Genomic DNA, 23,784 nt, shown 5'->3' on the forward strand with positions numbered 1-23,784 from the left:
GAAATCGAAGCTCTGGCGGATCTTCTTGCCAGGCGCATGAAAAAATCTCTCCTCGCTGAGACCATGAGCCGACAATGGGAACAAACGAGAAGCCGGTCCTAGTCGCGACCCCGCCACCTGTGCGATGCCCCACACCACAGGTGTGGGACATCGTCAGCACCCACGCCCCACACCGACACACCCGCACCACCACGGCAACGGCACGCCTGTGCTCACTGTGCGTCTTGAGACGATTGTTTACTTCTGTTTGTCCACACCGGAGGGTCGAAGGATGCCGCCAGGCGCGACGATCTGCGCGGGGGAGCGGTGCTGATCCCGGTGGCGTGATCAGGGCTTGCGGCCGACGCCGGCGAGGCCGGTGAACCGCTCGGGGTGCTCGGCGACGTCGGCCGCGGCGACCGGACGCCACAGCGGCAGGGTCACGACACCCGGATCGATCAGTTCGAACCCGTCGAAGAATTCGGTGACCGCGGTGCGCGTGCGCATGGTCAACGGCGTGGCGGTGCGCTGCCGGTAGAGGTCGGCGTGCGACGGTGCCACATCGGGTCGGCCATCGGCGCTGGCGTGCGAGAGGATGAGGAAGCTGCCCGGCGCGAGCACTTCGCGGTACCTGGCGACGATCTCGTTGGGCCGGTCCTCGTCGCCGACGAAGTGCAGGACCGCGACCATCATCAGCGCCACCGGCTGGCTCAGGTCCAGCAGCTCCGCGACCTCGGGGGAGTCGAGCACCTGGTCCGGCTTCCGGAGGTCGGCGCGGACGATCGTGGCGTTCGGGTTGTCCCGCAACAGGTTCTTGCTGTAGGCGACCGCGACCGGATCGGTGTCCACATAGACCACGTGGGTGTCCGGCACCGCGACCTGGGCGACCTCGTGCACGTTGCCGACGGTCGGGATGCCCGAGCCGAGGTCGAGGAACTGGCGGATGCCCTGCTCGGCGCAGTACTGCACGGCCCGCCGCAGGAAGGCGCGGTTGGCCTGCATGATCAGCGGCAGCTCCGGCCACATCTGGATGGCCTCTTCGGCCATCTGGCGGTCGATCGCGAAGTTGTGGTTGCCGCCGAGGTAGTAGTCGTAAACCCGGGCCGCGTTGGGCTTGTCGAGGTCGATGCTCTCCGGCTCGGTCGGCAGCTCCGGCATCCATTCCTCCTCACGGCTGGGCGACGCGTCCCGCCGCCCAGCCGTGATGTTAACCCCGCCCGTTATGCCCTGTCTCCGGCCATCGGTCACAAGGCGGGCTCGACGCCGCGGCCGAGCTTGACCACCACGCCGAGGGCCAGCAGGGCGACCGCTGCCCCGCCGGTCATGGTGATCGCCATCGCGGGGCCGTCGTTGCCGAGTAGCCCGACCAGCGGCGCGATCAGCGCTCCGAGGCCGAACTGCCCGGCGCCGAGCAGCGCGGCGGCGGTCCCGGCGGCTTCGCCGTGCCGGGACAGCGCGAGCGCCGGGGCGTTCGGGAGCACGAAGCCCATCGCGCCCAGCACCAGCCACAACGGCACGATGAACCCGAACAATCCGCCCGTGCCGGTGGTGGTCAGGGCCGTCAGCACCAATCCGGCGGCGGTCGCCGCGATCAGCGCGCCGGTGACGATCTGCTTGGGCGTGTACCGGTTGAGCAGCACGACGTTGAACTGCGACGCCCCGATGAGCGCCACCGCGCCGACGCCGAAGACCAGTCCGAACGCCTGCTGGTTGAGGCCGAACTGTTCCTGCAGCACGAACGACGAGCCGGAGATGTAGGAGAACAGCGCCGACATCGCCAGCGCCGCCACGATCGCCAGCAGCACGAAGTCGCGGTCGGTCAGCAGAGACCGGTAGGTGCGCAGCACCGGTCGGAACTCCGCGGTCTGGCGGCGCTCCGGCGGCAGCGTCTCCTTCAGCGCGAAGATGGCGACGACCAGGAGGATCGCGCCCAGAATCGCCAGCGCGCCGAACACGCCGCGCCACGAACCGGCCAGCAGGATGGCACCGCCCAGCGTCGGCGCGAGGATCGGTGCCACGCCCATCACCAGCATCAGCCGGGACAGGGCGGTGGCCGCCGCGCGTCCGCTGAACAGGTCGCGCACCACGGCCATCGCGACGACCATGGTCGCGGCCGTGCCGACGCCCTGCAGCGCGCGCAGCGTGCCCAGCACCGCGACGTTCGGCGCGAAGAGGCACGCCAACGACGCCAGGATGTGCAGGGCGGTGCCCGCGATCAGCGGAGTCCGCCGGCCGACGATGTCGGAGAACGGGCCGATCAGCAGCTGGCCCAGGCCGAGCCCGAGCAGCGTGCCGGTGAGGGTCAGCTGCACGGCGGATGCGGAGGCCTGCAGGTCGTTGCCGATCGCTGGCAGCGCCGGCAGGTACATGTCGATGGTCAGGGGGCCGAGGGCGATGAGCGCTCCCAGCACGAGGATCACCCGGAACCGCTCGAATCCGGTTGGCTCACCGGCCACCGGTTGCGCACGGTGTGCCTCCGGTGGGCTGTGCACCGCAACGTTGTCCATCGTTACCTTTCGAATTCACCGCGGGTGGACTTGGGAAATCTGACTCGGGCTTCAGCGATCGGGACGATCTCTTTGTTCCCGATGCCGCGACGAATTCGCTGTGATGCGGGCTACATCGGTCGCGATCGGCCGGAAATCCGTTGAGCAGCGCCGGATTTCGACCGATTTATCTTAACGTTGCTAAATATCCATTGTGGAGCGAGACGGTGTTCGGGAAATGTCAAATGAATTTCCCGGGCCGAAACGATGTCGTAATACCGGGTCGGTCACCCGCCGCTTCCTTCTCGGCGTCAGGACGTCTGGCCGCTGGCGATGAGATCCCGCCGCTCGCGCTCGCCCAGGCCGCCCCAGACCCCGTATGGTTCGCGGGCCTTCAGCGCATGGGTCCGGCACTGCCGCATGACCGGGCACTCCCGGCAGATGCTTTTCGCCCGGTGCTCGCGGTTGTCGCGGGCGTTGCCGCGCTCGTTCTCCGGGTGGAAGAACCGGCTCACGTTGACCTCGCGGCAGGCCGCTTGGAGCTGCCAGTGCCAGGCTTCGGTGACCGGTTTGGGCAACCGAGCTGTTGCGGTCACTGCTACCACCTCCGGTGATCTTGAGTTGGCTGGTACCCAGTCGCCTTACCCGCCGCGGTGCCCCGGTACACCTGTTGCCGCGAAGCGAGCCGGGTTGATCGAGCAAGATTCACTTGTTGGGTCGCGTGCTCGGCCCCACGGTCCGGATATCCATAGTGGACAGCTCTTGTCGGTCCCGCCGCCCCGCTACACCCCGGGGGTATCCTTTAGCCCGGACCGGCGGCGATGGGAGCGCAGATGCACGGATACACCCAGGACAAGGACAACTACCTGAAGCGCTTGGCGCGCATCGAGGGGCAGGTCCGCGGGTTGGCCCGGATGATCGAGGAGGACAAGTACTGCATCGACATCCTGACCCAGGTCTCCGCGGCCACCAAGGGCCTGCAGGCGGTGTCCCTGCGGCTGCTGGACGAGCATCTCAAGCACTGCGTCGCCGAGGCGCTGTCCGAGGGTGGGAAGAACGCCGACGAGAAGGTGCGCGAGGCCAGTGAGGCGATCGCGCGGCTGGTCAAGTCCTGACCTGCCTCGGCGCCGCCGGCGAAGTCGAGTGGTCGAGCAGCACCCGCGACCCGGGTCGCGGGTGCCCTCGCTCAAGAACTGGTCAGCCCTGGAAGGGCAGGGCGCGCATGGTTTCGATCTCGGCTTGCTGGGTGTCGATGATCTGTTGCGCCATCTGCTTCGCCGCCGGGAACTGGCCGCTGGCGACCTCGGTCTGCGCCATGGCGACCGCGCCCTCGTGATGCTTGATCATCAACGTCAGGAACTGCCGGTCGAACTCCGTGCCGCGAGCCTGTTGGAGCTGCTGCATCTCGGTGTCCGACATCATGCCGCCCATGTCGCCGTGCCCCCCGGCGCCGTGGTCCATGCCGGGCATGGATGCCGGGGCGTCCCAGTCGCGCAGCCAGCCGGTGAGCGTCTGGATCTCCGGGCCCTGCGCGGCCTCGATCCGCCGGGCCAGGTTCTTGACCTCCTCGGACTGGGCCCGCTCGGGCACCAGCCGGGACATCTCGATCGCCTGCTCGTGGTGCGGGATCATGCCCTGCGCGAACGTGACGTCGGCCGCGTTGTTCGCCGCCTGCGGGGTGGCACCGGGCTGGATCGTGCTGGTCGGCGCCCCGTGGCCGGGCATGTTGCTCATGTCGTCACCGCCGCCGCAACCGGCCAGGACGGCCGCTGCTGCGACCGCGCCGATGGCGGCGGTGAGCACGCGCGTGCGCTTCATGTGTTGTCCTCGTCTTTCGTGAGCTGAATCGGGCATGCGGAAGCAGGCCACGGGTTCCGTGGCCGCTGGGCTGCCGATCAGCGCCGAAGCACGCACAACACCGCTAACCGCCGGGGTACCGGGGTGGGCGGTCGGAAGCGGGTGAACGCCGTTAGCGCGAGCGGCTTCGGGGCCTGCGCCAAGGCGCTGGCGATGCGGCGCAGGAGGGGGAGTAGGAGCGCGATGAATCCGGCGGCGATCGCCAGGCACAGGTGCAGCAGGCCGTGGTCCGGCGCTGTGGGAGGTTCACTGTGCTCGGCCGGCATCGCGGCGTGCATGGCGACCGCGGCCGACGGGTGGGACTCGTGGTGCTGCGCGGGCACGTGGTGCATCAACACCACGCCGAGCGCGAGAACCACCAGCAGTCCCCACCGCACGAGCCTCGAACGCGCTTGCACGACGCCAACCATACCGGGACTGGGTTCAGGACTTGACGAGCCGGGCGATCGCGTCGCTGGCCTCGCGGATCTTCTCGTCGGCCTGCCCGCCGCCTTCGGCCACTGCCTCGGACACGCAGTGCTTGAGGTGCTCGTCCAGCAGCCCGAGGGCCACCGCCTGCAGGGCTTTGGTGGTCGCCGAGACCTGGGTCAGCACGTCGATGCAGTACTCGTCGTTGTCGATCATCCGCGCCAGGCCGCGCACCTGGCCCTCGATGCGGCGCAGTCGCTTGGCGTAGTCGTCCTTGTTCTGGGTGTAGCCGTGCATCGCGGCCTCCTTTGGTGCTCCGGCAACACCCCTGTTATACCCCCAGGGGGTAACGTGGGCAAGTGGCCTCAGAGGAAGCCGTCCGGCCTGACCGGCTCCTTCGCGGACTGGGGGTCGTTGCGCTCGGTCCGCCGCAGCCACAGCACACCCCCGAGCTGCACCAGCGTGGCGGCGCCGGTCAACACCGCCGCGATGACCGCGAACGACGGCCAGTCGTAGATGAGACCCAAAACCACGGCGGCGACGAAGAAAAGTGCCGTGCGCACCAGCAGCACGGTGAGCCGACTCTTGTTGATCACTCCGGGGCACCTTCCCTGCAGACGTTCGTCACCGCGAGTGTAGGCGGCGCGAACCGCCGGCCGCGCCCCGCGCCAGATCAAGAAGTGCCTGCTGAGCCCGATGAACGACGACGATCCTGATGTCGGGCGGTTCAGCCGGTGGTTGCGCCTCCCGCTACCGTGATCAGCGGAAGTCTGACGAGGTGGAGGTGGGCAGTGGTCGCGTTTCCGCGGATTCCGCGGGAGATGTTCGTCTTTACCACCACCGAACGCGCCGACCTGCACACCGCCGCGCTTTACGCGTTCGGCGAAGCCAACGAGCGGCTGGAAACCGCGCTGACCTTCGACGACGTGCACACCAGGCTGCGGTCGGTCGGCTGGTTCGAGCCGGTCTCAGACGAGGAACTCGATGCCACGCTGTCTCGGCTGCGGCAGTGGGGCCTGGTCGATGTCGTGCAGAACCACGCCGCGCACTACACCACCGCCGAGGACTACGAGCGCAAGAACCTTCAGTACCTGCTCACCAAGCGCGGCGAGGCAGCATTCGAAGGCGTGCAGCACGCGCTGACCGTGCTCGCTTCGAGCGGGGCGTTGCAGACCGCCGTGCTGGACGCGATCGCCGAGCGGCTTGGGGAGTTGCACAGCCTTATGACCGCGCCGGCCTCGTCCGATCGTCGCATCTACACCACGCTGATGGAACTGGAAGGCCACCTCGACGCGCTGCGCACCAACACCAAGCAGTTCAACGGCGACCTGCAGCGGCTGCTGCGCGCGGATCAGCCGGACATGGCGACCTTCCAGGAGGTCAAGAGCGCCACCGTCGGGTATCTGCAGGAGTTCGTGACGAACCTGGACCAGCGGCGCCACACCATCCGGGAGGCCGTCGGCCTGGTCGAGGCGCTGGGCGTCGACGCGTTGCACCAGCGCGCGGTGTTGGGCGCCGATCTGCCGAAGCTCAACGCCTCAGATCCCGCAGCGGAATGGTTGCGGCACCGCATCGCGAAATGGGCCGGGCTGCGCGGCTGGTTCCGGCCCGTGGATGGTGCCTCGCCACGGGTGGATGAACTGCAGGACATTGCCCGGCGCGCGATCGTGCAGCTGCTGCGCGCACTGGACCGGATGAGCGATGTGCGCCGCCGATCCACCAGCGCAGCGGCCGACTTCCGGGCCCTGGCGAGGTGGTTCGCCGCCAGCGGCAGCGAAGACGAGGCGCACCGGTTGTTCAACGCCGCATTCGGGATGTGGCCGGCCCGGCATGCGCACCTCGCGCACGAGGACGGCGAGCTGATCTCCAGCAGCGAAAGCTGGGCGCAGGCACCTCCGGTGCCGATCTCGCCGCTGCTGCGCAACAGCGGCCGCACCGAGCGGATCGCCCGCACCGGCAAGGTCCGCGACGTCGACGAGGTGCGTCGGCTCCGGCGTGAGCAGGCCCGGCAGGAGCGCGCCGAGCTGGAGGCCGCCTGGCAGCAGCTGGCCACCCCCGGCCCGATGCGGCTCTCCGGCATAGGCGAGTTGGACCACGACAGCTTCCACCGGCTGCTGGAGTTGATCGGCCGCGCCCTGGCTGCCCGCGAGGACAGCACCGACCTTCGGCGGGCGATGACCTCCGACGGGCGCGTGGAGATCCTGCTGCGCAGCCCGCACGACGGGGCCACGGCCACGGTGCGGACGCCGCGCGGGGTGTTCAACGGGCCGGACTTCGTCATCGACATCCGCACCACCGGCTCGCGGTCTTGGGCCGAGGAGGCGCAGTGAGCAACCTCAACAACCAGCTGGTCAAGCAGGAAACCGAGGAAGTCGCCCGAGGCATCCGGCTGCTGCTGGCCAAACCGCTGCTCACCGCCGCCGACGATGATGGCTTCGAGCTGGTGCGCCGTCGGCGCGATCCGATCGTGAAATGGTTCGACTACTACTGCGGCTGGCGAGCGCACGTCGAGCCCCGGCTCGGCTACGCGCGGCTGAGCAAGGTAACCGACCGCCCGGATCCGAGCCGACCTGCACGCAGGCTGCGCTCCTCACGGGCGCCGTTCGACCGCCGCCGCTACACGCTGCTGTGCGTCGCCGCAGCGGAACTGCTGGCCGCCCCGGTGACCACGATCGGGCTGCTCGCGGACCGGATGGTGCAGGCCACCGCCGCAGAGGCAGAGCTGCCGACGTTCGACCCCACTCGCCGCGACGAGCGATCGGCCTACGTGGACTCTTTGAAGTGGCTGGAGCGCTGCGGGGCGATCCGCCCGGTGGACGGCAGCACCGAAAGCTACCTGGACCACGCCGACGCCAAGGTGCTGTACCAGATAGACACCACGCTGCTGGTGCGGTTGCTGGCCGCACCGGTGCCACCGTCCAGATTGGACGAGCAGGAAGTCGCCGCACTGCTGGCCGAAAGCCGCTACGGCGACGCGCCGAATCCGGACGCGGCCGTGTCGGACAACCAGCGCAACCTGTGGTTGCGGCACTCAGTCATGCGCCGGCTGGTCGACGATCCGGTGGTGTACCGGGCGGACCTGACGCCCGCGCAGCTCGGCTACCTGGCCTCGCCGACCGGTCGGCGGATCATCTCCCGCGGCATCCAGCAGGCCGGGTGCATCCTGGAGGAACGCTGCGACGGCTACCTGGTGATCGACCCGGACGCGATCGCCACCGACACCAAGTTCCCGGACGACGGCTCACACCCCAAGGTCGCGGCGCTGCTGCTGCTGGACAAGCTCAACGAGACCGAAGACTGGCTGCCGGCCGACCAACTAGCGCTCGTCGCCGCCGAACTGCTCGACCGATTCCGCTCCTGGGGCAAGGCGTATCGATCCGACGAAGGCGCCAAGCGGCTCGCCCACGACGCGGTGGAAATTCTCCGCGCCTTCGGCCTGGCCGAGCGGCGCTATGACGGCGCGACCCGCGCGCGACCAGCGGCGGCCCGCTACGCCGTCGAGCGCATCCGGACCGACGAAGCAGGACACTGATGACCGTCACCGAACTCACCCCCAACCGCAACCAGCAGCGCTGGCGGCCGACCCGCGCCGGGATCGTCAACATCTGGCGCTACTACGGGGAAACCTTCGAGTTCCACCGGGGGAGGCTGCTGCTGCGCGGCCCCAACGGCACCGGCAAGTCCAAGGCGCTCGAACTTCTGCTGCCGTACTTGTTCGACGCCAGCCTGCGGCCGCACCGGCTGTCCACGTTCGGCAGCGGCGACCGGACCATGCACTGGAACCTGATGGGGGAGGGCAACACCGGCAGCACCCGGGTCGGCTACGTGTGGCTGGAATTCGGCCGCATCGTCGACGGCGAACCGGCCTGGTTCGGTTGCGGTGCCCGGCTGCAGGCAACCGCCAACACCAAGAACGTGACATCCACGTACTTCACGACCGCGCGACGCATCGGCTTGCCGGGCGGCGTCCGACTGGTCAACGACGCAGGCAGGCCGCTGATCAAGAACGATCTCGTGGCCGAGATCGGTGACACCGGTGAGGTCTACGGCTCGCCAGCCGACTACCGACGGGCGGTCCGGCAGACGCTATTCCCCGGCGTAAGCGAACAGCGCTACGACGCGTTGATCACCGCGTTGCTGCAGCTGCGCACGCCGAAATTGTCCGAGCGGCTGGACCCCGGTGTGCTGTCCACGCTGCTCTCCAAGGCCCTGCCGCCACTGGACCACACCGACATCGCCGAAATCGCCGAAGGATTCGAACGCCTCGACCGACAGCGCGAAGAACTCAAAGCACTCGACGACGAGGTGATCGAGGCCGGAAAACTCGCCGTCAGGCAGAAGACCTACGCCCAGCGGGTCCTGCGGTCCACGGCGGCCGGACTGATCACCGCCACGTCGAGGATGACCGAGGTTACCCGCGCGGCCCGGGAAAGCCGCGAAGAACACACCAAGGCGCAGGCCGAACTCGCGACGGTGACCGAGCGGGACAAGAACCTCGCAGCGGAGAAAAGCCGGACCGACACCCGAATCGAAGGAATCGTCGACTCGCCAGCCTACCGAGAAGGCAGCCGGCTGCCCCAACTGCGGCAGTCGGTAGCAGCGGCCGAGCGTCACGCCGCCGAGGCCGCCAGGCACGCGGCGCACCTCCACGAGCAAACCGAGCGGGACGCCGAACGCGCGGCAGAGCTCGCTCGCGCGGCGCAGCAGGCCGAGCAGGAGACGGACCGAAGGGCCAGCGACGCTCGGCAAGCCTCGGAGCGAGCCGGCATGCCAGCGGTGTTCGAGGAGATCGCGCGAAGCGCGGACACCGCGAGCGGCCGAAGGCTGCTGCGAGCCGCCGTGGACAGCAAGGCGGAGCAAGTCACACAGGTGCGGCGCGCAGCGAGCGCGCACCGCGCAGCGGTGGAACACCGCAGCGCCGCGCAACGGTGGGAGGAGGCGACGCGGGAGCAGCTCGCCGCGGCCGAGACAGCCGCGGTAGCGGCTCGGCAGGCGCGGCAGCGGCGGTTCGAAGAACTGGCGGCGGAGCTCACGCGATGGGCGAAGGCTTGCCGGCAGCTGGAGATGCGCGAACCTGAACAGCTCGCCGAACTTCTCACCGATCGCGCTGCCGTGCTCGGGATCGTTCGCGACGCAGAGACCGTTGTGCGCGAACGGTTTTCCAGCGCTGAGACCGAGCTGCGCGCCACCCGGGACGGGCTGTTGGCTGAGATAACCGGACACGCGGCGGAACGCGGCCAGCTGGAGCGGCAGGTTGATCGCCCACCGCCCGCTCCGCGCACCCGCGGCATGGATCGGGCAAGCGCCGACGGCGCTTCGCTGTGGCGACTGCTGGAGTTCCGATCGGAAGTGCCGGAGAATGTGCGCACTGCCGTTGAGGCGGGTTTGGAGGCCGCCGGGCTGCTCGACGCCTGGGTGCTGCCCAAGGGCACGCTCAGCGCCCCTGACCGGGACACCTTCGCCGAGACGCTGTTCTCGGTGGCCGCGCCCGGCCGTTGCCTGGCCGATCTGCTCGTCGTGGACGAGAACTCCCCAGTAGGCGCGGACCGCGTCCACCGGTTGCTGGCGGGGATCGCCTTCGGTGACACCGCACCGAACCACCCCGCGGCCATCGGCGGCGACGGCACCTGGCGGCTGGCCAGCGCGCACGGTCGCTGGCACAAGCCGGAAGCGGAGTACATCGGCGCGGCCGCCCGGGAACGAGCCCGCCGTCGACGCATCGCGGAGCTGGACGAGCTGATCGAGGCCCTTCGGGACAGCGTCGACGACGTCGGCGATCGACTGCGCAGCGTCACGCAGCAACGCGAAGCACTCGCCGCGGAGCTCGCGCAGCGGCCCGGCTTCGACGGAGTCGATGCCGCAGAGGAAGAGCTCGCCAAGGCAGAACTGCTCTGGGCGGCCCGCGCCGATGCGCTATCGGCCGCCGAGGGGGACCGGCAGTCCAGGGAAGCAGAGGTCGCGGCGGCGTGGCAAGAGCTGGTCAGCGAAGCGGCCACGCACGGCTTGCCGACTGCCGAGGACAAGCTCGACGGCGTCGAAGCCGCGGTCCGGAACCTGCGCGCAGCAGCAGACCATTGGCTGGACATCCGCGCAGAGTCCCGCACCGCGGCAGACCGGGCGCGGGACGCGAGGCATCGGGCGGAGGAGTCCTCGGGCAACGCCGCAGCAGCGCAGGAAACCGCCGACGAGCGTGGCCAGGAAGCTGAGAACGCCGCGATCAAGCTGCGTACCGTTGAGGAATCGGTCGGAACCGAGTTCCGGAAACTGGACGAAGACCTCGCCGAGCTCCGGTCTCGGAGCTCGGAGATCGCGGTAGAGCAGCAGCGGTTGCGCGAATCCGAACGGCGGTTGGTCGAGCAGATCGGTGCGCTGGCCGAACGACAGCGCGAAGATGAGTCAAGGATGGCAGCTGCGACCGAGGCGCGGGACGGCGCAGAGGAGCGGTTCCGCGAACAGGTCGCGGGGAGCCTGCCGGAAGACGCGCGGGTCGAGCTCGGCCCCGGGTCGCTCAACGGCAAGCGGTCGACGCTGGATGCGGCGCGCAAGCTGGCCGAGGAGCTTTCCGGCGTGCTCCACGAGCCGAAGAATGTGCGCGAGGCTGAAGGACGGCTTGCCCAGGCCGTGCACGACGCCCAGCCGTTGCTGGCCGGCCGTGCCGATCTGGAGCTAGAGCAGGGCGAGGAGATCAGCCTGTTCACCGCGACGGTGGACGGCGTGCGGCACGGCGCTGCGGCGCTGCTTAAGCTGCTGCGGGCCGACCAGGAGCGCACCGCCGAGCAGATCACCGCCGCCGAGCGGGAGCTGTTCGACCAGACGTTGACCGGGGACACCCGGCGGCACATCGCCGAACGCATCCGGACCGCGAACGAGCTCGTCGACACCATGAACCACCGGCTGGAACGCGTGCGCACCGCCTCCAACGTGCGGGTCCGCCTGGTCTGGCAGGTCGATCCGCAGCTGCCGGCGGGTACCCGGGAGGCGCGCGAGCTGCTGCTGCGCAACCCTGCGACGTTGGCGGAACCGGAACGCGATGCGCTGCACCGGTTCTTCCGCGAGCGGGTGGACGAGGCTCGATCCGCCGACACGGCGACGGGCTGGGAGCAGCAACTGCTTCAGGTGCTGGATTACACGGCGTGGCACCAGTTCGTGGTGAAGGTGGAGCGTGGCCGGGGCGAAGGCTGGCAGCCGGTCACCAAGCGCCTGCACGGCGCGCTCAGTGGCGGGGAGAAGGCGATCGTGCTGCACCTGCCGCTGTTCGCGGCGGCTGCCGCGCACTACCAGTCCACGCCGGTCGCGCCGAGGCTGATCCTGCTGGACGAGGTGTTCGTCGGGGTCGACAGCACCAACCGCGGACAACTCCTGGAGCTGCTGGTCGGCTTCGACCTGGACCTGGTGCTGACCTCCGACCACGAGTGGTGCGACTACCAGGAGCTGACCGGCATTGCCATCCACCAGCTCGTCACCGGCACCGACGACGACGCGGTGACGACCGTCCGGTTCACCTGGGACGGCCACGAGCTGCGCGCCGACGACGAGGAGCGGCTCGATGACTGATGCGCGGGCCCGCTACGACACCCCGGAACTCGCGCCGTTGTGGCGTTCGTTGTGGGAAAGGCTCTCCTCTGGCCGAGCAGTAAACAGCGTGCGGTTGTGCGGTCTGGCTCCGGACCAGCGCGCCGCGCTCGCCGACCTCCTCGGGCTCGACCGGCTGCCCGAAGCGGATGCGTCGGTGTCGGTGCGGGTGTTGGACGAGGTGCTTGGATCGGCCATCGGGTCGACGGCCCGGGAAGTCGTCGAACTCGTTGTCGGCCGATTGGAGAACCGGGCGGAAATGCGGCTCGCGGCAACCCGCGCCCGGGCCGAGCTCTGGGCGTGGCTCGACGAGCATCCTGTCGTGCGCGCCGAGCCCGCGTTGGCCGGGTGGGCGACCGGAATCAGGCGTGGTGGCTTGATCGACGGGTCGACGGACAAGACCCGGGAGGTGGTCGCGCAAGCCTTGTCCGTGCTGGTGGCGTTGCCTTCTGATGGGCGCCCACTGTCCACGTTGGCTGGTGACGTCTGCGATGACACGCACGCGCTCGACGACGGAACCCGGGCGTCCGCACTGGTCCTCAAAGCGTTGGCGGCGATCCACGACGAGGAACCGCCGCAGAACGCTGAGCAACGACGAGCGTGCTGGGAGCGCGCGGGAGTCGAGTGCGACGCGCTGTCCACCTCCGTGCTCACCGCCGGTTTCCGGCCCGGCGGAACCGATCCGCTCTCGGCCACGCTGCGAACGTGGACTGAAGCTGGCCATGCGGCGGTCGTGACGCTGGCCCAGCTCCGCGACTACGGCCCGCCGCGAGGCGCGACGGTGGTGCACGCGGTGGAGAATCCCGCGATAGTCGCGATGGCGACCGCCCGCTTCGGGCCGGGTTGCCCCGCGCTGGTCACGACGTCGGGCTGGCCGAACAGCGCCGTCACGCACCTGCTGCGCCAGTTGACCGAATCGGGCGCGCAGGTGCGCTATCACGGCGACTTCGACGGCGAAGGTCTCCGCATCGCCGCGCACGTCATTGCCCGCACCGGTGCGCAACCGTGGGCCATGTCGGCGGCTGACTACCTCGCGGCGGTCCGCCCCGGGCGGCCGGAGCCCGGCAACATCACCGACATCCCCTGGGATCCGGCGCTGCCGACAGCGCTGCGCGAGCACCGCGCAACGGTGTCGGAGGAACACGTCGCCGAACAGCTCCTGACAGAGCTGGCCGCGTTCTGCGGGCTGTCCAGGCCCCGTACGTACTTCGGGCCAGCAGACCAAAGCACGCACGGCCCACGGCCGGGCTAGACGCTGGTTCCGCCGTCGAGGACGAGGTCGGCAGAGTTGAGCGTTGGTGAACCAAAAGCAGCGTTGGGGTAGAGGACGTTGGCGTCGTAGATGACGGTATTGCGCCGTACTAGGCGCGGTTGTCTCTCGTCACTCTGCACTCTCGGCCGTCACTTGCCTTGTGAGCCGGGAATTTGCCGTTCTTGTTCAGGGTGAACTTCTGGTCGCAGGACGGGCATGGGCGGCGGCTTCGTGGGCGGGTGCACTGGTCGATGCGGTCGACGAACCTCGTGGTCCCTGATGCCGGACACCGTCTCTGTACCCAGTTGAAGGTGTGCACGTCCTCCAGATAGTGGACCGGCACCGTGCCTGCCTTGGTCTTCCGCAGAGGTAGACAGCACTCCCCGCAGTGCATCCCGGCCCCTCTCTGTCCAGTCGGCTCAGTTGATCATGCTTGGCTCGACTAGCGCCGAGCAAGCGTCCAACGGGGTGGCCTAGCCCCTGCTAATTGATCAACACGCGCATGTCCCGTCGAGGCCCGCCCAGCCGGGCCACTGCGCCTTACTAGGAGTGATACGGGTGATACGGATCGCATCCGTATCACTGATGGCACCGAACCGCGGTGACTCCGAGGCTCGTCAGGTGTCGCTTCGGAGCCGGCCGATGACCGGGTCGATGCGAGGTTCGGTGAGTTGATGGTGCCCTCGGGCGCGTTTGCCCGCGGTGTTCGACCTGTACGCCGTGTGGGAGTGCCCCCGACCGAGGCAAGCGTGCCTCAGCTCGCGGCGGCCACGGACCGTAGCGGCAACTCGGCGTGGGCCCGGCGGCGCCAACGGTGCAGGGCCCGGACGCAGCGGGCTGACGCAGCTCGACGGCGAGCCGCCGGCCGTTGTGCCGCCACATGTCCGGCATCGAGCGGACACAGTCGACGCTGGCCGCGGAGCGTCCGCGGCACGCGGTATGGGTCCGCGAGTTGCTCGTAGGAGGCAATCGTTTGCCGGGTGCCCGAAGCGCTGTGCACGTGAACGCGGTGACTTTGTTCCCTAGTGACCGGTTGGTCGTTTGGCGAAGCTGATCGCGTCGAGCCTGGAGGGGTTGATGGCTAGGTACGGTGCGAGTAGTACGGCGAGTTCGGCACTGGCGAGTGGTGTTGCGGCCCGAGCCGTCGGGGCGGTGCTTTGCGTCGCGGTGGCTGTCATCCACGTGCTTGACCAGGGCGGTTTCCCGGGCTCGAAGGAGCCTGCGTACGTGGGCATCCTGTATTACATCTTGGAGGCCGCCGGAGTACTGACGGCGCTGCTGTTGATCGCCGGTTGGGAGCGGGTCGGCTGGACCCTGGCGCTGGGTGTCGCAGCCGGGCCGTTCGCAGGTTACACGCTTTCCCGAGGTACGGGGCTGCCGGACTACAGCGACGACATGGGCAACTGGGCGGAGCCGTTGGGCGTACTGTCCCTGATCGTCGAAGCTGGCCTGTTCGTGCTGGCGATCGTGATGCTGCGGCGAGGTCTGCGGTCTGGCCGTTGAGCAGCCCACGAAGCGTGGCGGTCGCACTGGATCGGCCGCGACCGATCCCAGCGGGGCGGCGACGACGAGCGCATCACCGTAGGGCCTGGACATCGCGCACCGAACCCTGCGACCGCTGATCTTCGCCGAAGCGCTGCACGGTGCATCGTCGGGAATCCGTTGGCACGTGGTCGAAATCGACAGCACCGAACTCGACCCGTTCGACCTCCTCGCCGCCCACGCCAACGCCTTGGTGACCGGGGGCCATTCCCGCTGGGCATAGCCCTCAACGGCGCACGACGCGTCGTCGGCAATTCGACTCAGCACTCCGGCGACGAGTGCGACTCGGTCCGGGATGCCGTCGATGATCAACGAAGTTCGCATCACTGCTCGTTGACGACGGCCGGATCTCCGTGGCACAAGCCACCCGCGAGCTCGACGTGAGCCGCTCGGCCGCGTACCGGCTGATCCATCCGGTGCTGCAAGCGGACGGCCTGAACATGTCGGCGGCGCTCGCGGGCCCGCGACGCCGGTTCAAAAACGAGCCGGATGAGTTGTTGCCGGGCGGTCGTCCCGCCCGGCAACAACTCACCTCTCAGCGTGTCATGCCTTCAGCGCGTCCGAAGGGGGAACGCCTGGCTCTCCGGCGGGCTCGCAATTGATGGGATTGGCCGGTACGCCCGGCACGTCGCTGGGGTCGTAGCTGTGGGCGGGAAGTGTCGGTGCCGGCGCGCCGTCCGGCGTGCAGATGGCGGGCGCAGCCGGAAGCGCGGGGATCTCAGAAGTGCCTCCGGCGAGAGCGGATGCGGAGGTGGTGACGAGACCGGCAACAGCCACGCCGGCCAACGTGAGTGACTGCACGATTCGAATTGCCTTCATGTGAAAATCTCCGAATGTGTTGTGGTGTTTATTCTGAATGTTCATCGGAACGAGCGCCAGAATGCCTGATCCGGTGTTGGTGGAGCGTCAGGCAACGCCTTATCATTTCTTTAGGACGAAACGTGCAGGTCGTGTTGCCCGTATGCACTTTTCGCTCGTCGAAGGCGGCGCGCCTTATGGTATAGGAGTGCTATGCGCGTACTGGTGGTCGAGGACGAGAGAATGATGGCGGACGCGGTGGGTGAGGGTTTGCGGGATAGCGGGCTTGCCGTGGACGTAGTTTATGACGGTGCCGCCGCGCTCGATCGATGCGTCAACACCAGCTACGACGTCGTTGTACTCGACCGGGGACTCCCCTTGGTGCACGGCGACGAAGTATGCCGCTCGCTCATCGCGGAGCGTCGCGAGACACGGATCTTGCTGCTCACCGCTGCGTCCGCGGTCGCCGACCGAGTCGCTGGACTCGAACTCGGTGCGGATGACTATCTACCCAAACCGTTCGCCTTCACCGAACTCGTCGCTAGAGTGCGCGCACTGGGACGACGGAGCAGGCCGGCTGTCCCGCCGGTACTGCAACGCGCGGGCATCGCCTTGGACCCGGCAAGGCACCGGGTCACGCGTCACGATCGCCCGGTTTCCTTGACCAAAAAGGAATTCATTGTCCTCGAAGAATTGCTTCGTGCGGATGGTGCGGTCGTTTCGTCCGAGGAACTACTGGAAACGGCATGGGACGAGAACATCGATCCCTTTACCAACGTCGTGCGCGTCACCATGGCAACGCTGCGGCGCAAGCTGGGCGATCCCTCACCTGTCGAGACCGTTCCCGGTGTTGGGTACCGGATCCCGTGAAACGCTGGCCGCTGCGGGTCAGGCTGACATTCGCGTACGTGATGCTGACAGCGGTCACGGGCGGGATAATGCTCGGCCTGATCCTGCTGATGGCGCAGCCGGTAACTCCAGCGGGTACCACGAGTACCTCCCCGGTCTCTGGCTCGTCGCCGGCGGACGCCGCCCCCGAGCTTCGGGCGATGCCGGGGACTGACCCAGGAGATCCGGAACTCGTCGATGTTACCGGCACCGTGACGTATTCGTCCGTGCTCGGAAACGGAGTCGTCGCCCTAGTGATCGTCATGGGGGTGGCCTCTGTCCTGGGGTGGTTGACGGCCCGGCGGGCGCTGCGCCCGGTCCGGTCCATCACGAGTGCTGCTCAGCGGGCGGCTGACCAGGAGTTGAGCACGCGCATTTGCCTAACCGGGCCCAACGACGAGATCAAGGAACTCGCCGATGCCTTCGACCACATGCTGGCGCGGCTGGAGCGTTCGTTCGACAGCCAGCGCAGATTCCTCGCGAACGCCGCTCACGAGCTGAAGACCCCGGTAGCGGCGCAGCGAGCGGTCACCGAGGTGGCGATGGCGCGACCTGACGCGGAAGCCGGGACCATAGAGCTGGGCCGCAAATTCCTCGCCAGCCTGGACCATCAACAGCGCGTGCTCACCGGACTGTTCGCGTTGGCCCAAAACGCTGAAACCGTCGAGCGCAAAGACACCGTCAACCTGGCTGACCTCACTCGCGGCATCCTGCACGAGCGAATCGCCCGCAACGACGAACAGATCAAGCCCACAACGGAACTCGACGTGACCAAGGTCCATGGCGACGCCGCCTTGCTCGAACAACTGATCCGCAACCTAATCGAGAACGCATTCGTCCACAATGAACCCTGCGGTTGGGTGTTCGTTCGCACCGCTGGCACGCCGACCGAGTCCGTCCTGGAGATCGCCAACGGCGGTACCCACATCGACACCACCAAGATCGACCAATTGTTTGAACCGTTCAGGCGGTTGTGCTTCAACAGGGCGAACCCGCCCCCGGGAAGCGGCCTCGGACTCTCGGTGGTGCGAGCGATCTCCGAAGCACACGGCGGTTCCGTCACCGCTCGGCCACGTGACGAGGGCGGGCTCGTCGTCCGGGTTTGCTTGCCGGCTGCCTGACACACGCCTCGCGAGCAGGCGTAACCTGGGTGGCCGCTGGTGAAGTACCCAGAACGGCGGGATCGCAGCGTGTTGCGGTGGATGTCTAGCTTTCGCGCCGCCGCCTCGAAGTTCTGGCCCTCGTCCAGGAACGTCCGCGCGCAGTCCACGAGGCTCGGGGTCCCCGCCCGGGGGCGCTCGTCTCGGCGGCGCAGCGGTTCCAGTGCGGAGTCGACGAAGCGTGCCACCGCCGGGCCGCCGAAGACCCCTTCTCCGGCCAGGATTGTGCAGTGCGCGTCGACCTCCCGCAGGTCATCGTCCGCGCGACCTGCTGCGGCGTGAAGGTTTCGAGGTCGAGGCAGGCAGCGGCGGGATGCCAACGGCGTTCTCCGCGACCTGAAGCAACGGCCCCGGGCCGACGTTGTTGACCTACGCGGAGTACGACGCGGTACCGGGCAACTGCCAGGCGAGCATGCTCCGCCCCGAACCCCGGCCCGGTGTCAGCCCGCACGCGCCCGGGCACACCGACCCGCACTCGGCGCTGGGCATCAGCACCTTGGGAGCCGTTCTCGCGGCGAAGGAAGCGATGCGGCGCAACGGGATCGGCGGCACGATTCCGCTACACCGGCGAGCCCGCCGAGAAGGGACAGGGCTCCAAGGTCGCGCACGGGCTGCGCGGCTACTACGACGACGTGGATGCGCTCATCAGCTTCCACCCGTTCTACATGCTGCCGCTGTGCAGCACCGTCCGCTGGGATAAGCATTGCGGCGCATACTTCAGCCGCGGCGGAGGCGGTGGGCCGGTTGGGCGGATGCCGCGAGCCCTCCTCGGCTTCGGCGGCGTTCCCGCGTTCCCGCGGCTTGGTATCCCGGCGCGCTCGCGGAATTGCCGCTCGAAAACGCCCGATCCCGTTATCGGCCGCGCTTAACCTTCACCGACCCGGAACTCGCGGAACTGCGCGTACACATCTCGGCTCGGGCCCAAGAAGTATCGGTGTAGAACTGGCCGCCGCCTTCGCTTGGCAATCGCCGCACAACGGGCGGCATTGACGACTTTTTCCCGCTCGGTCTTGGTGTTCGAGGCGGGCAGGTTCCTCCGGCAGGGGGTCGTCCGCCGCCAGCCTTCGGTCGGCTGACCAGCGGGGTTCCGGGGGCCTCGAATGCCCCTGGAATTTCCGCGTTCATTGTCGCGAACGTCCGAGTCCGATCACTCTCAAGTGATCTTGATCCGATACAGTGCGTTTGCGTCAGGGGGACACGCGCGTGTGCCTGCGGGCGGGGCAGTGCGTCCGCGGCGTGCCGAGCGGCCTGTCCCTGAGCGGGCCAGAACCATGGAAAGTGCGTGGAAGTGACAACCCAGAACGAACCTTCGGCACCCCCTGGAAAACCGAGACGACGCCGGTCCGAGAGGTCGAACAACTCCATCCGGTCGCGGCTGACCTGGGTAGTGGTCATCCCGTGGATCGTCGTCGGCGTCCTCTGGGTCGCGGGGTGCGCCCTGTTCGCCTTCCACGCCATCTACACCCAGCAGGTCGCCTCTGGCATCCGGCAGCTGTCGCTGCCCTCGATGGCCGCGCTGGAGGAGGTGCAGAAGGAACGCTTGCGCAGCCTGGAGGTCGTGAGCCAGCCGGGGCTGGACATGACCGAACTAATCGACCAGCAGCGCCGGACCGATCGCGCGATCGGTGAGATGAACGCTGTCGCCAGCAGGCTGCTCGTGTCGGCGCCGAACGAGATCCGGCGACCGATGGCCGACCTGACCGGCTACTTCGGCCGGATGAGTGACATCCGCTCGAAGGTGGCCGCCAAACAGGCTACGGTCGAGGAGATCGGCGATTTCTACAACGGCCTGTTCGACACCGCCACGTACCTCGCCGACATGCAGGCGCGGATCGTCCCCGACCCGGAGACGCTGCAAGGCGCGCTCACCGCGACAGACCTCTTCCGGGCCACGGACATGTTCTCCCGCGAGGCGTCGTTGGTCGGTACCGCGTTGAGCAACGGCCAGATGACCTCCGAGCAGTACCGGCAGGTCGCCCGCTACATCGACGCGCACCACATCGCGATGGAACAGAGCGCCTCGACCTTGCTGCCGAACGTCCGCGTGCGGTACGAGCAGATGCTGGCCAGCCCCGTCTGGCAGGAGTTGATCGCTGCCGAGAACCGAATCATCGCCACCCCCGGCTTCAGCAAGAGCCAGGCGCCGGTGAAGCTCGAGGACTGGCGCCGGATCACCAACCAGGTCGGCACCGACATGTCCGGACTGGTGTACACCCAGGCGGACGACGTCTGCGCCGAAGGCGTGGACAACGGAAACAATCCGCTGTGGACGGTGCTGTGGGGCGGCCTGGGTGCCTTGGCGGTCGCGATCGTGTCGTTCATCTTCTCCCGCCGCGTCTACCGCACGGTCGTCGACGAGGCGCTGCTGACCCGGCTCCAGGGCCTGCGCACCGAATCGCTGGAAATGGCGCAGAAACTGCCGGACGTCGTGCGCAGGCTGCGCAACGGCGAGTCCGTCGACGTGCAGACCGAGATAATGGCGCTGGAGCACTACGGTCACGACGAGGTCGGCCAGGTGGCGCAAGCGATCCGGCTGTTCCAGCAGGAAGCGGTGGAGGCGGCCGTCGGCGAGACCCGGGCCCGGCAGGGTGCGCGCGTGGTGTTCGTCGGCATGGCGCACCGGATCCAGCGGCTGCTGCGGCACATGCACGGCACCATCGACCAGTTGGAGCGCAACGAGGAGAACTCGGCACAGCTGGCCAAGCTGTTCGACCTGGACAACTCGACCACCCGCGCCCGGCGCACGGTGGAGAACCTGCTGGTGCTCGGCGACCAGCAGCCGGGCCGGCGGTGGAACCGCCCGGTCGCGCTGATGGACGTGCTGCGCTCGTCGGTGTCGGAGATCGATCAGTACTCGCGCGTTGTCATCGGGCATGTCCCGGAGGTGGTGATCAGCGGTGCGGCCGTCGGCGACACCATCCACCTGATCTCCGAGCTGATCGACAACGCGACCGCGTTCTCCCCGCCGACGACCCAGGTGCACGTGGACGCTACCGCGGTGGCGCGCGGCATCGCCATCGACATCGCCGACCAGGGCCTGGGTATGGACGCGGCGACCTGCGACCACGCGAACTCGATGATGTCCGAGCCGCCGGAGTTCGACCGGCTGGTGCTGGAGAACAACAAGGCCGAGCAGTTGGGCCTGTTCACCGCAGCGCGGCTGGCGCACCGCCGCGACATCACAGTGAAATTCGGCGTTTCCGCTTACGGCGGAACCCGCGCCACCGTGCTGCTGCCGGACCGCATCCTGGACGCCGACACCGCGCTGAGCACCAGCAACGGCAGCGGCGGGCTGCCCTGCTTGCCGACCGAGGGCGGGGCGGGAAGTGGCGCCAAACACCAACTCGAAACACCAGCGGAGGTGCCGCAGGCGCGGGAATTGAGCTGGAATGGGGTCATGATCGACCAGCGGACCCCGCCGGCACCGGAGGCGGTCGAAACGACTTACGAGTGGCCGAAGTCGGAACCTGCCCCGCAGACCGCCCCGCCCCGTTTCCAGCTCGTGCCGCAACCCGACCCGAACCCGGGACCGCTGCCGGAATCCGCGGCGGAGCGGCCGCGGGCAGCGGGCGGACGTCCGGCGTTGCCCAAGCGCGTCCCGCAGACGCACCTCGCGGAGGGCCTGCGCGACGAACCGGAGCAGGAGGAGCAGGCCTACATCGCGTCCCCGACCCGGTTGGCGGGGTTCCGGCGGGCGTTCCGCGGCGGCTTCGACGACGCGCCCGGCGACCGATCGTAAGCAGACCAGACAACAGAGCAAGTGTGTGAGGTGGGCATGACCGAAACAGCATCGGAACTGAGTTGGCTGCTGGACGACTTCGTGCGGGGTGTGCACGGTGCCGACCACGCCGTCGTGCTGTCCAACGACGGACTGGTGATCGCCAAGTCCGCCGGCATGGACCGCGACTCCGCCGACAAGTTGGCGGCAGCTTCGTCGAGCATGCGCAGCATCGGCAAGGGCGTCAGCAAGGACTTCGACCGAGGACAAGTTGCGCAGACGCACGTCGAGATGGAGCGCGGATTCCTGTTCGTCTCCGCCGCCGGCAGCGGGGCGTGCTTGGCAGTGCTGAGCGCGTCGGAGGCGGACATCGAGCTGGTCGCCTACGAGATGGGCCGGCTGATCACCCGGGTCGGCAGCTTCCTGTCGGCCGCTCCGAGGGACGTGCGTGGCGTGGCGGCGGAAAGGACCTGAGCGTGGACGAAGCGTGGTACGACGATGAAGCGGGTCCGATAGTCCGCCCGTACACGATCACGCGTGGTCGCACTACCGGCAGGCACGCCCGGATCGACACGGCCAGCCAGATCATGACCGTCGAGCCCCAGTTGGAGGCACCGCGGCTGGAACTGACCCCGGAGTACCGCTGGATCCTGGACGCCTGCGTGCGTCCGGTGTCGCTGGCGGAGCTGGCAGTCCAGATGCAACAGCCGTTGGGCGTGGTCCGGGTCCTGTGCAGCGACCTGCTCGACCACGGCGCCATCCTCGTGCGCTCGCCTCGTACCGAAGTCAGCCGAGAAATCCTGGAGCAGGTGTACCGTGGGCTTTGCAGACTCTAGCCGGGCCGAAGGCCGTTGCTTACAGCACAGACCTGTGCAGGCGCGGATCGATCCGGCCCACGAGTCCAATGTGGCGCCGATTCCCGTGAAACTGGTGATCGCGGGAGGTTTCGGCGTCGGGAAGACGACGCTCGTCGGTGCGGTCAGCGAGATTCCGCCGCTGACCACCGAGGAGGAGATTACCGTCGCCAGCGAGGGCGTGGACGACCTCACCGGCGTCGAGCGCAAGGCGACCACGACGGTCGCGCTGGACTTCGGGCGCATCACCATCTCCGAGCGGATCGTGCTGTACCTGTTCGGGGCGCCGGGGCAGAACCGGTTCTGGCCGCTGTGGAACGACCTCGCGCAGGGTGCGGCCGGTGCCGTGGTGCTGGTCGACACCCGGAAGTTGGAGGACGGGTTCGCTTCGATCGACTTCTTCGAGCGCCGTGACATCCCGTTCGTAGTAGCCGTGAACGTCTTCGACGACGCGCACCACTACGAACCGGAAGAACTCCGCGAAGCGCTGACGATCCCGCCGGACGTGCCGATGGTGCTCTGCGACGCGCGGGACCGGGACCTCACCAAGAACACCCTGACGACCTTGGTCAGGCATGCGATCGAGAAGGTACCGTCCACATCGGACGTGGCCTGATCGTGATCCGCTGAACGGCGTCCCGGTCGAACGGCTCGCGTGGGACGCCGCTCACCTTTCCCTTCGACCCACGATGGGTTCGCTTCGGCAGCGGAAGTGGCGGAGGACGGCGGGGGCGCGGGTCAGGCGGTAGCCGGGCACCTGTTCGGTGTTTTTGGAGCTGAACGGGTTGTGGCCGGCGCGGTCGAGTTCGGCGCTGTGTTCTTCGCGCGTCGCCGCAACGCGTGGGTGCGGACGGCATGAGGATCTCATCGAGCAGTTGGACCGGCGTGGACTTATCGATGTCTATGACGTCGCAGAGATTTGCCGACTGTCTTCTTGTAAACTCGCCCAGCGCGGTATCGACAACGCGCATGGAAGCCCCGACCCATGTGATCCCGTACTTGGTGCTCGTGGCCGAGCGCAGGTCACGTCAATATGCACAATTCGGACCCGCCAGGTCTGCCGAAACGATCATAGGCGTCGTCATATTCGCATGGCGAGGGTAGTGCGATTACGAGGAGCCTTATTCACGAGCATTACCAGCCGAGTCGGTAGAATTCGAGCGCCGTGATGATGTGGACAATTCCGGGGAGTTCGGCGAGGCGCCCTCGATATCCGGTAGCGAGTATCTTCCAGTTCTTGAAATGTGCGATGCATCGCTCGACAGCCGAT

21 protein-coding genes and 1 pseudogene are annotated in these 23,784 nt (G+C 68.0%); 14 read left to right on the top strand and 8 right to left on the bottom strand.

The annotated features are described in order from the left end of the window. Positions 1-327: 327 nt before the first annotated feature. The 3 genes from ACWDKQ_RS27990 to ACWDKQ_RS28000 form a co-directional block, all read right to left on the bottom strand. The gene (locus ACWDKQ_RS27990) at positions 328-1,137 is read right to left on the bottom strand and encodes an SAM-dependent methyltransferase (RefSeq protein WP_450141758.1); all 810 of its coding nucleotides are present in this window, start codon (positions 1,135-1,137) and stop codon (positions 328-330) included. Positions 1,138-1,223: 86 nt separating this feature from the next. Then, a complete protein-coding gene (locus ACWDKQ_RS27995; protein ID WP_450141759.1) occupies positions 1,224-2,486 on the bottom strand; it encodes a multidrug effflux MFS transporter in 1,263 nt (420 codons plus the stop codon). Positions 2,487-2,776: 290 nt separating this feature from the next. Then, positions 2,777-3,061, bottom strand: a complete 285-nt coding sequence (locus ACWDKQ_RS28000) for a WhiB family transcriptional regulator (RefSeq protein ID WP_450141760.1) — start codon at positions 3,059-3,061, stop codon at positions 2,777-2,779. Positions 3,062-3,298: 237 nt separating this feature from the next. Here ACWDKQ_RS28000 and ACWDKQ_RS28005 point away from each other — a divergent pair, with 237 nt between their 5' ends. Further along, positions 3,299-3,580, top strand: a complete 282-nt coding sequence (locus tag ACWDKQ_RS28005) for a metal-sensitive transcriptional regulator (protein ID WP_450141761.1) — start codon at positions 3,299-3,301, stop codon at positions 3,578-3,580. An 82-nt stretch (positions 3,581-3,662) separates the two neighbouring features. On the opposite strand, the gene ACWDKQ_RS28010 is transcribed toward ACWDKQ_RS28005, so the two are convergent. From ACWDKQ_RS28010 to ACWDKQ_RS28025, 4 genes are all read right to left on the bottom strand, one after another. Then, positions 3,663-4,283: a DUF305 domain-containing protein gene (locus ACWDKQ_RS28010; protein WP_450141762.1), complete on the bottom strand. Its 621-nt coding sequence runs from the start codon at positions 4,281-4,283 to the stop codon at positions 3,663-3,665. A 77-nt stretch (positions 4,284-4,360) separates the two neighbouring features. Beyond that, complete coding sequence (locus ACWDKQ_RS28015; RefSeq protein WP_450141763.1) at positions 4,361-4,720, bottom strand: DUF6153 family protein; 360 nt, start codon at positions 4,718-4,720, stop codon at positions 4,361-4,363. 25 nt (positions 4,721-4,745) lie between these two features. Continuing rightward, positions 4,746-5,027, bottom strand: coding sequence for a metal-sensitive transcriptional regulator (locus tag ACWDKQ_RS28020; protein WP_010310432.1), 282 nt, complete (start codon positions 5,025-5,027; stop codon positions 4,746-4,748). A gap of 68 nt (positions 5,028-5,095) precedes the next feature. Then, the gene (locus tag ACWDKQ_RS28025; protein WP_450141764.1) at positions 5,096-5,326 is read right to left on the bottom strand and encodes a hypothetical protein; all 231 of its coding nucleotides are present in this window, start codon (positions 5,324-5,326) and stop codon (positions 5,096-5,098) included. Positions 5,327-5,551: 225 nt separating this feature from the next. Here ACWDKQ_RS28025 and ACWDKQ_RS28030 point away from each other — a divergent pair, with 225 nt between their 5' ends. From ACWDKQ_RS28030 to ACWDKQ_RS28065, 8 genes are all read left to right on the top strand, one after another. Continuing rightward, on the top strand, positions 5,552-7,060 hold the full coding sequence (locus ACWDKQ_RS28030) for a TIGR02677 family protein (RefSeq protein ID WP_450141777.1): 1,509 nt from the start codon (positions 5,552-5,554) through the stop codon (positions 7,058-7,060). After that, a complete protein-coding gene (locus ACWDKQ_RS28035; protein ID WP_450141765.1) occupies positions 7,057-8,262 on the top strand; it encodes a TIGR02678 family protein in 1,206 nt (401 codons plus the stop codon). Before ACWDKQ_RS28030 ends, ACWDKQ_RS28035 begins: the two co-directional genes overlap by 4 nt. After that, on the top strand, positions 8,262-12,284 hold the full coding sequence (locus ACWDKQ_RS28040; protein ID WP_450141766.1) for a TIGR02680 family protein: 4,023 nt from the start codon (positions 8,262-8,264) through the stop codon (positions 12,282-12,284). The genes ACWDKQ_RS28035 and ACWDKQ_RS28040 overlap by 1 nt, the downstream gene beginning before the upstream one ends. Further along, positions 12,277-13,554: a TIGR02679 family protein gene (locus ACWDKQ_RS28045; protein WP_450141767.1), complete on the top strand. Its 1,278-nt coding sequence runs from the start codon at positions 12,277-12,279 to the stop codon at positions 13,552-13,554. Before ACWDKQ_RS28040 ends, ACWDKQ_RS28045 begins: the two co-directional genes overlap by 8 nt. 1,077 nt (positions 13,555-14,631) lie before the next feature. Continuing rightward, the gene (locus ACWDKQ_RS28050) at positions 14,632-15,057 is read left to right on the top strand and encodes a hypothetical protein (protein WP_450141768.1); all 426 of its coding nucleotides are present in this window, start codon (positions 14,632-14,634) and stop codon (positions 15,055-15,057) included. 392 nt (positions 15,058-15,449) lie between these two features. Then, positions 15,450-15,698, top strand: coding sequence for a hypothetical protein (locus ACWDKQ_RS28055; protein WP_450141769.1), 249 nt, complete (start codon positions 15,450-15,452; stop codon positions 15,696-15,698). Positions 15,699-16,107: 409 nt separating this feature from the next. Further along, on the top strand, positions 16,108-16,764 hold the full coding sequence (locus ACWDKQ_RS28060) for a response regulator transcription factor (protein ID WP_450141770.1): 657 nt from the start codon (positions 16,108-16,110) through the stop codon (positions 16,762-16,764). Continuing rightward, entirely contained in the window at positions 16,761-17,903 is a 1,143-nt protein-coding gene (locus tag ACWDKQ_RS28065) for a sensor histidine kinase (protein WP_450141771.1), read from the top strand. The genes ACWDKQ_RS28060 and ACWDKQ_RS28065 overlap by 4 nt, the downstream gene beginning before the upstream one ends. A gap of 68 nt (positions 17,904-17,971) precedes the next feature. On the opposite strand, the pseudogene ACWDKQ_RS28070 reads toward ACWDKQ_RS28065, so the two are convergent. Continuing rightward, positions 17,972-18,130: pseudogene (locus ACWDKQ_RS28070) on the bottom strand (helix-turn-helix domain-containing protein); the annotation flags it as partial. 249 nt (positions 18,131-18,379) lie between these two features. Between ACWDKQ_RS28070 and ACWDKQ_RS28075 the strand changes: the two are divergent. The 5 genes from ACWDKQ_RS28075 (at position 18,380) to ACWDKQ_RS28095 (ending at position 23,130) form a co-directional block, all read left to right on the top strand. Continuing rightward, on the top strand, positions 18,380-18,811 hold the full coding sequence (locus ACWDKQ_RS28075; RefSeq protein WP_450141772.1) for a hypothetical protein: 432 nt from the start codon (positions 18,380-18,382) through the stop codon (positions 18,809-18,811). Positions 18,812-19,224: 413 nt separating this feature from the next. After that, positions 19,225-21,681 (top strand): nitrate- and nitrite sensing domain-containing protein, encoded by a 2,457-nt coding sequence (locus tag ACWDKQ_RS28080; protein ID WP_450141773.1) that lies wholly within the window; start codon positions 19,225-19,227, stop codon positions 21,679-21,681. Positions 21,682-21,717: 36 nt separating this feature from the next. Next, entirely contained in the window at positions 21,718-22,134 is a 417-nt protein-coding gene (locus ACWDKQ_RS28085; RefSeq protein ID WP_450141774.1) for a roadblock/LC7 domain-containing protein, read from the top strand. 2 nt (positions 22,135-22,136) lie between these two features. Then, the gene (locus tag ACWDKQ_RS28090; RefSeq protein WP_450141775.1) at positions 22,137-22,496 is read left to right on the top strand and encodes a DUF742 domain-containing protein; all 360 of its coding nucleotides are present in this window, start codon (positions 22,137-22,139) and stop codon (positions 22,494-22,496) included. Between the two features lie 70 nt (positions 22,497-22,566). Beyond that, positions 22,567-23,130, top strand: coding sequence for a GTP-binding protein (locus ACWDKQ_RS28095; protein ID WP_450141776.1), 564 nt, complete (start codon positions 22,567-22,569; stop codon positions 23,128-23,130). The last annotated feature ends 654 nt before the right edge of the window (positions 23,131-23,784 follow it).

It is taken from the genome of Saccharopolyspora sp. NPDC000995 (assembly GCF_053599315.1).

What these genes read in the sequence shown, in the direction of transcription:
- ACWDKQ_RS27990 (WP_450141758.1), bottom strand. Translation starts at nt 1,137, where the DNA reads ATGCCGGAGCTGCCGACCGAGCCGGAGAGCATCGACCTCGACAAGCCC.
- ACWDKQ_RS27995 (WP_450141759.1), bottom strand. Translation starts at nt 2,486, where the DNA reads ATGGACAACGTTGCGGTGCACAGCCCACCGGAGGCACACCGTGCGCAA.
- ACWDKQ_RS28005 (WP_450141761.1), top strand. Translation starts at nt 3,299, where the DNA reads ATGCACGGATACACCCAGGACAAGGACAACTACCTGAAGCGCTTGGCG.
- ACWDKQ_RS28010 (WP_450141762.1), bottom strand. Translation starts at nt 4,283, where the DNA reads ATGAAGCGCACGCGCGTGCTCACCGCCGCCATCGGCGCGGTCGCAGCA.
- ACWDKQ_RS28020 (WP_010310432.1), bottom strand. Translation starts at nt 5,027, where the DNA reads ATGCACGGCTACACCCAGAACAAGGACGACTACGCCAAGCGACTGCGC.
- ACWDKQ_RS28030 (WP_450141777.1), top strand. Translation starts at nt 5,552, where the DNA reads ATGTTCGTCTTTACCACCACCGAACGCGCCGACCTGCACACCGCCGCG.
- ACWDKQ_RS28040 (WP_450141766.1), top strand. Translation starts at nt 8,262, where the DNA reads ATGACCGTCACCGAACTCACCCCCAACCGCAACCAGCAGCGCTGGCGG.
- ACWDKQ_RS28045 (WP_450141767.1), top strand. Translation starts at nt 12,277, where the DNA reads ATGACTGATGCGCGGGCCCGCTACGACACCCCGGAACTCGCGCCGTTG.
- ACWDKQ_RS28050 (WP_450141768.1), top strand. Translation starts at nt 14,632, where the DNA reads ATGGCTAGGTACGGTGCGAGTAGTACGGCGAGTTCGGCACTGGCGAGT.
- ACWDKQ_RS28060 (WP_450141770.1), top strand. Translation starts at nt 16,108, where the DNA reads ATGCGCGTACTGGTGGTCGAGGACGAGAGAATGATGGCGGACGCGGTG.
- ACWDKQ_RS28085 (WP_450141774.1), top strand. Translation starts at nt 21,718, where the DNA reads ATGACCGAAACAGCATCGGAACTGAGTTGGCTGCTGGACGACTTCGTG.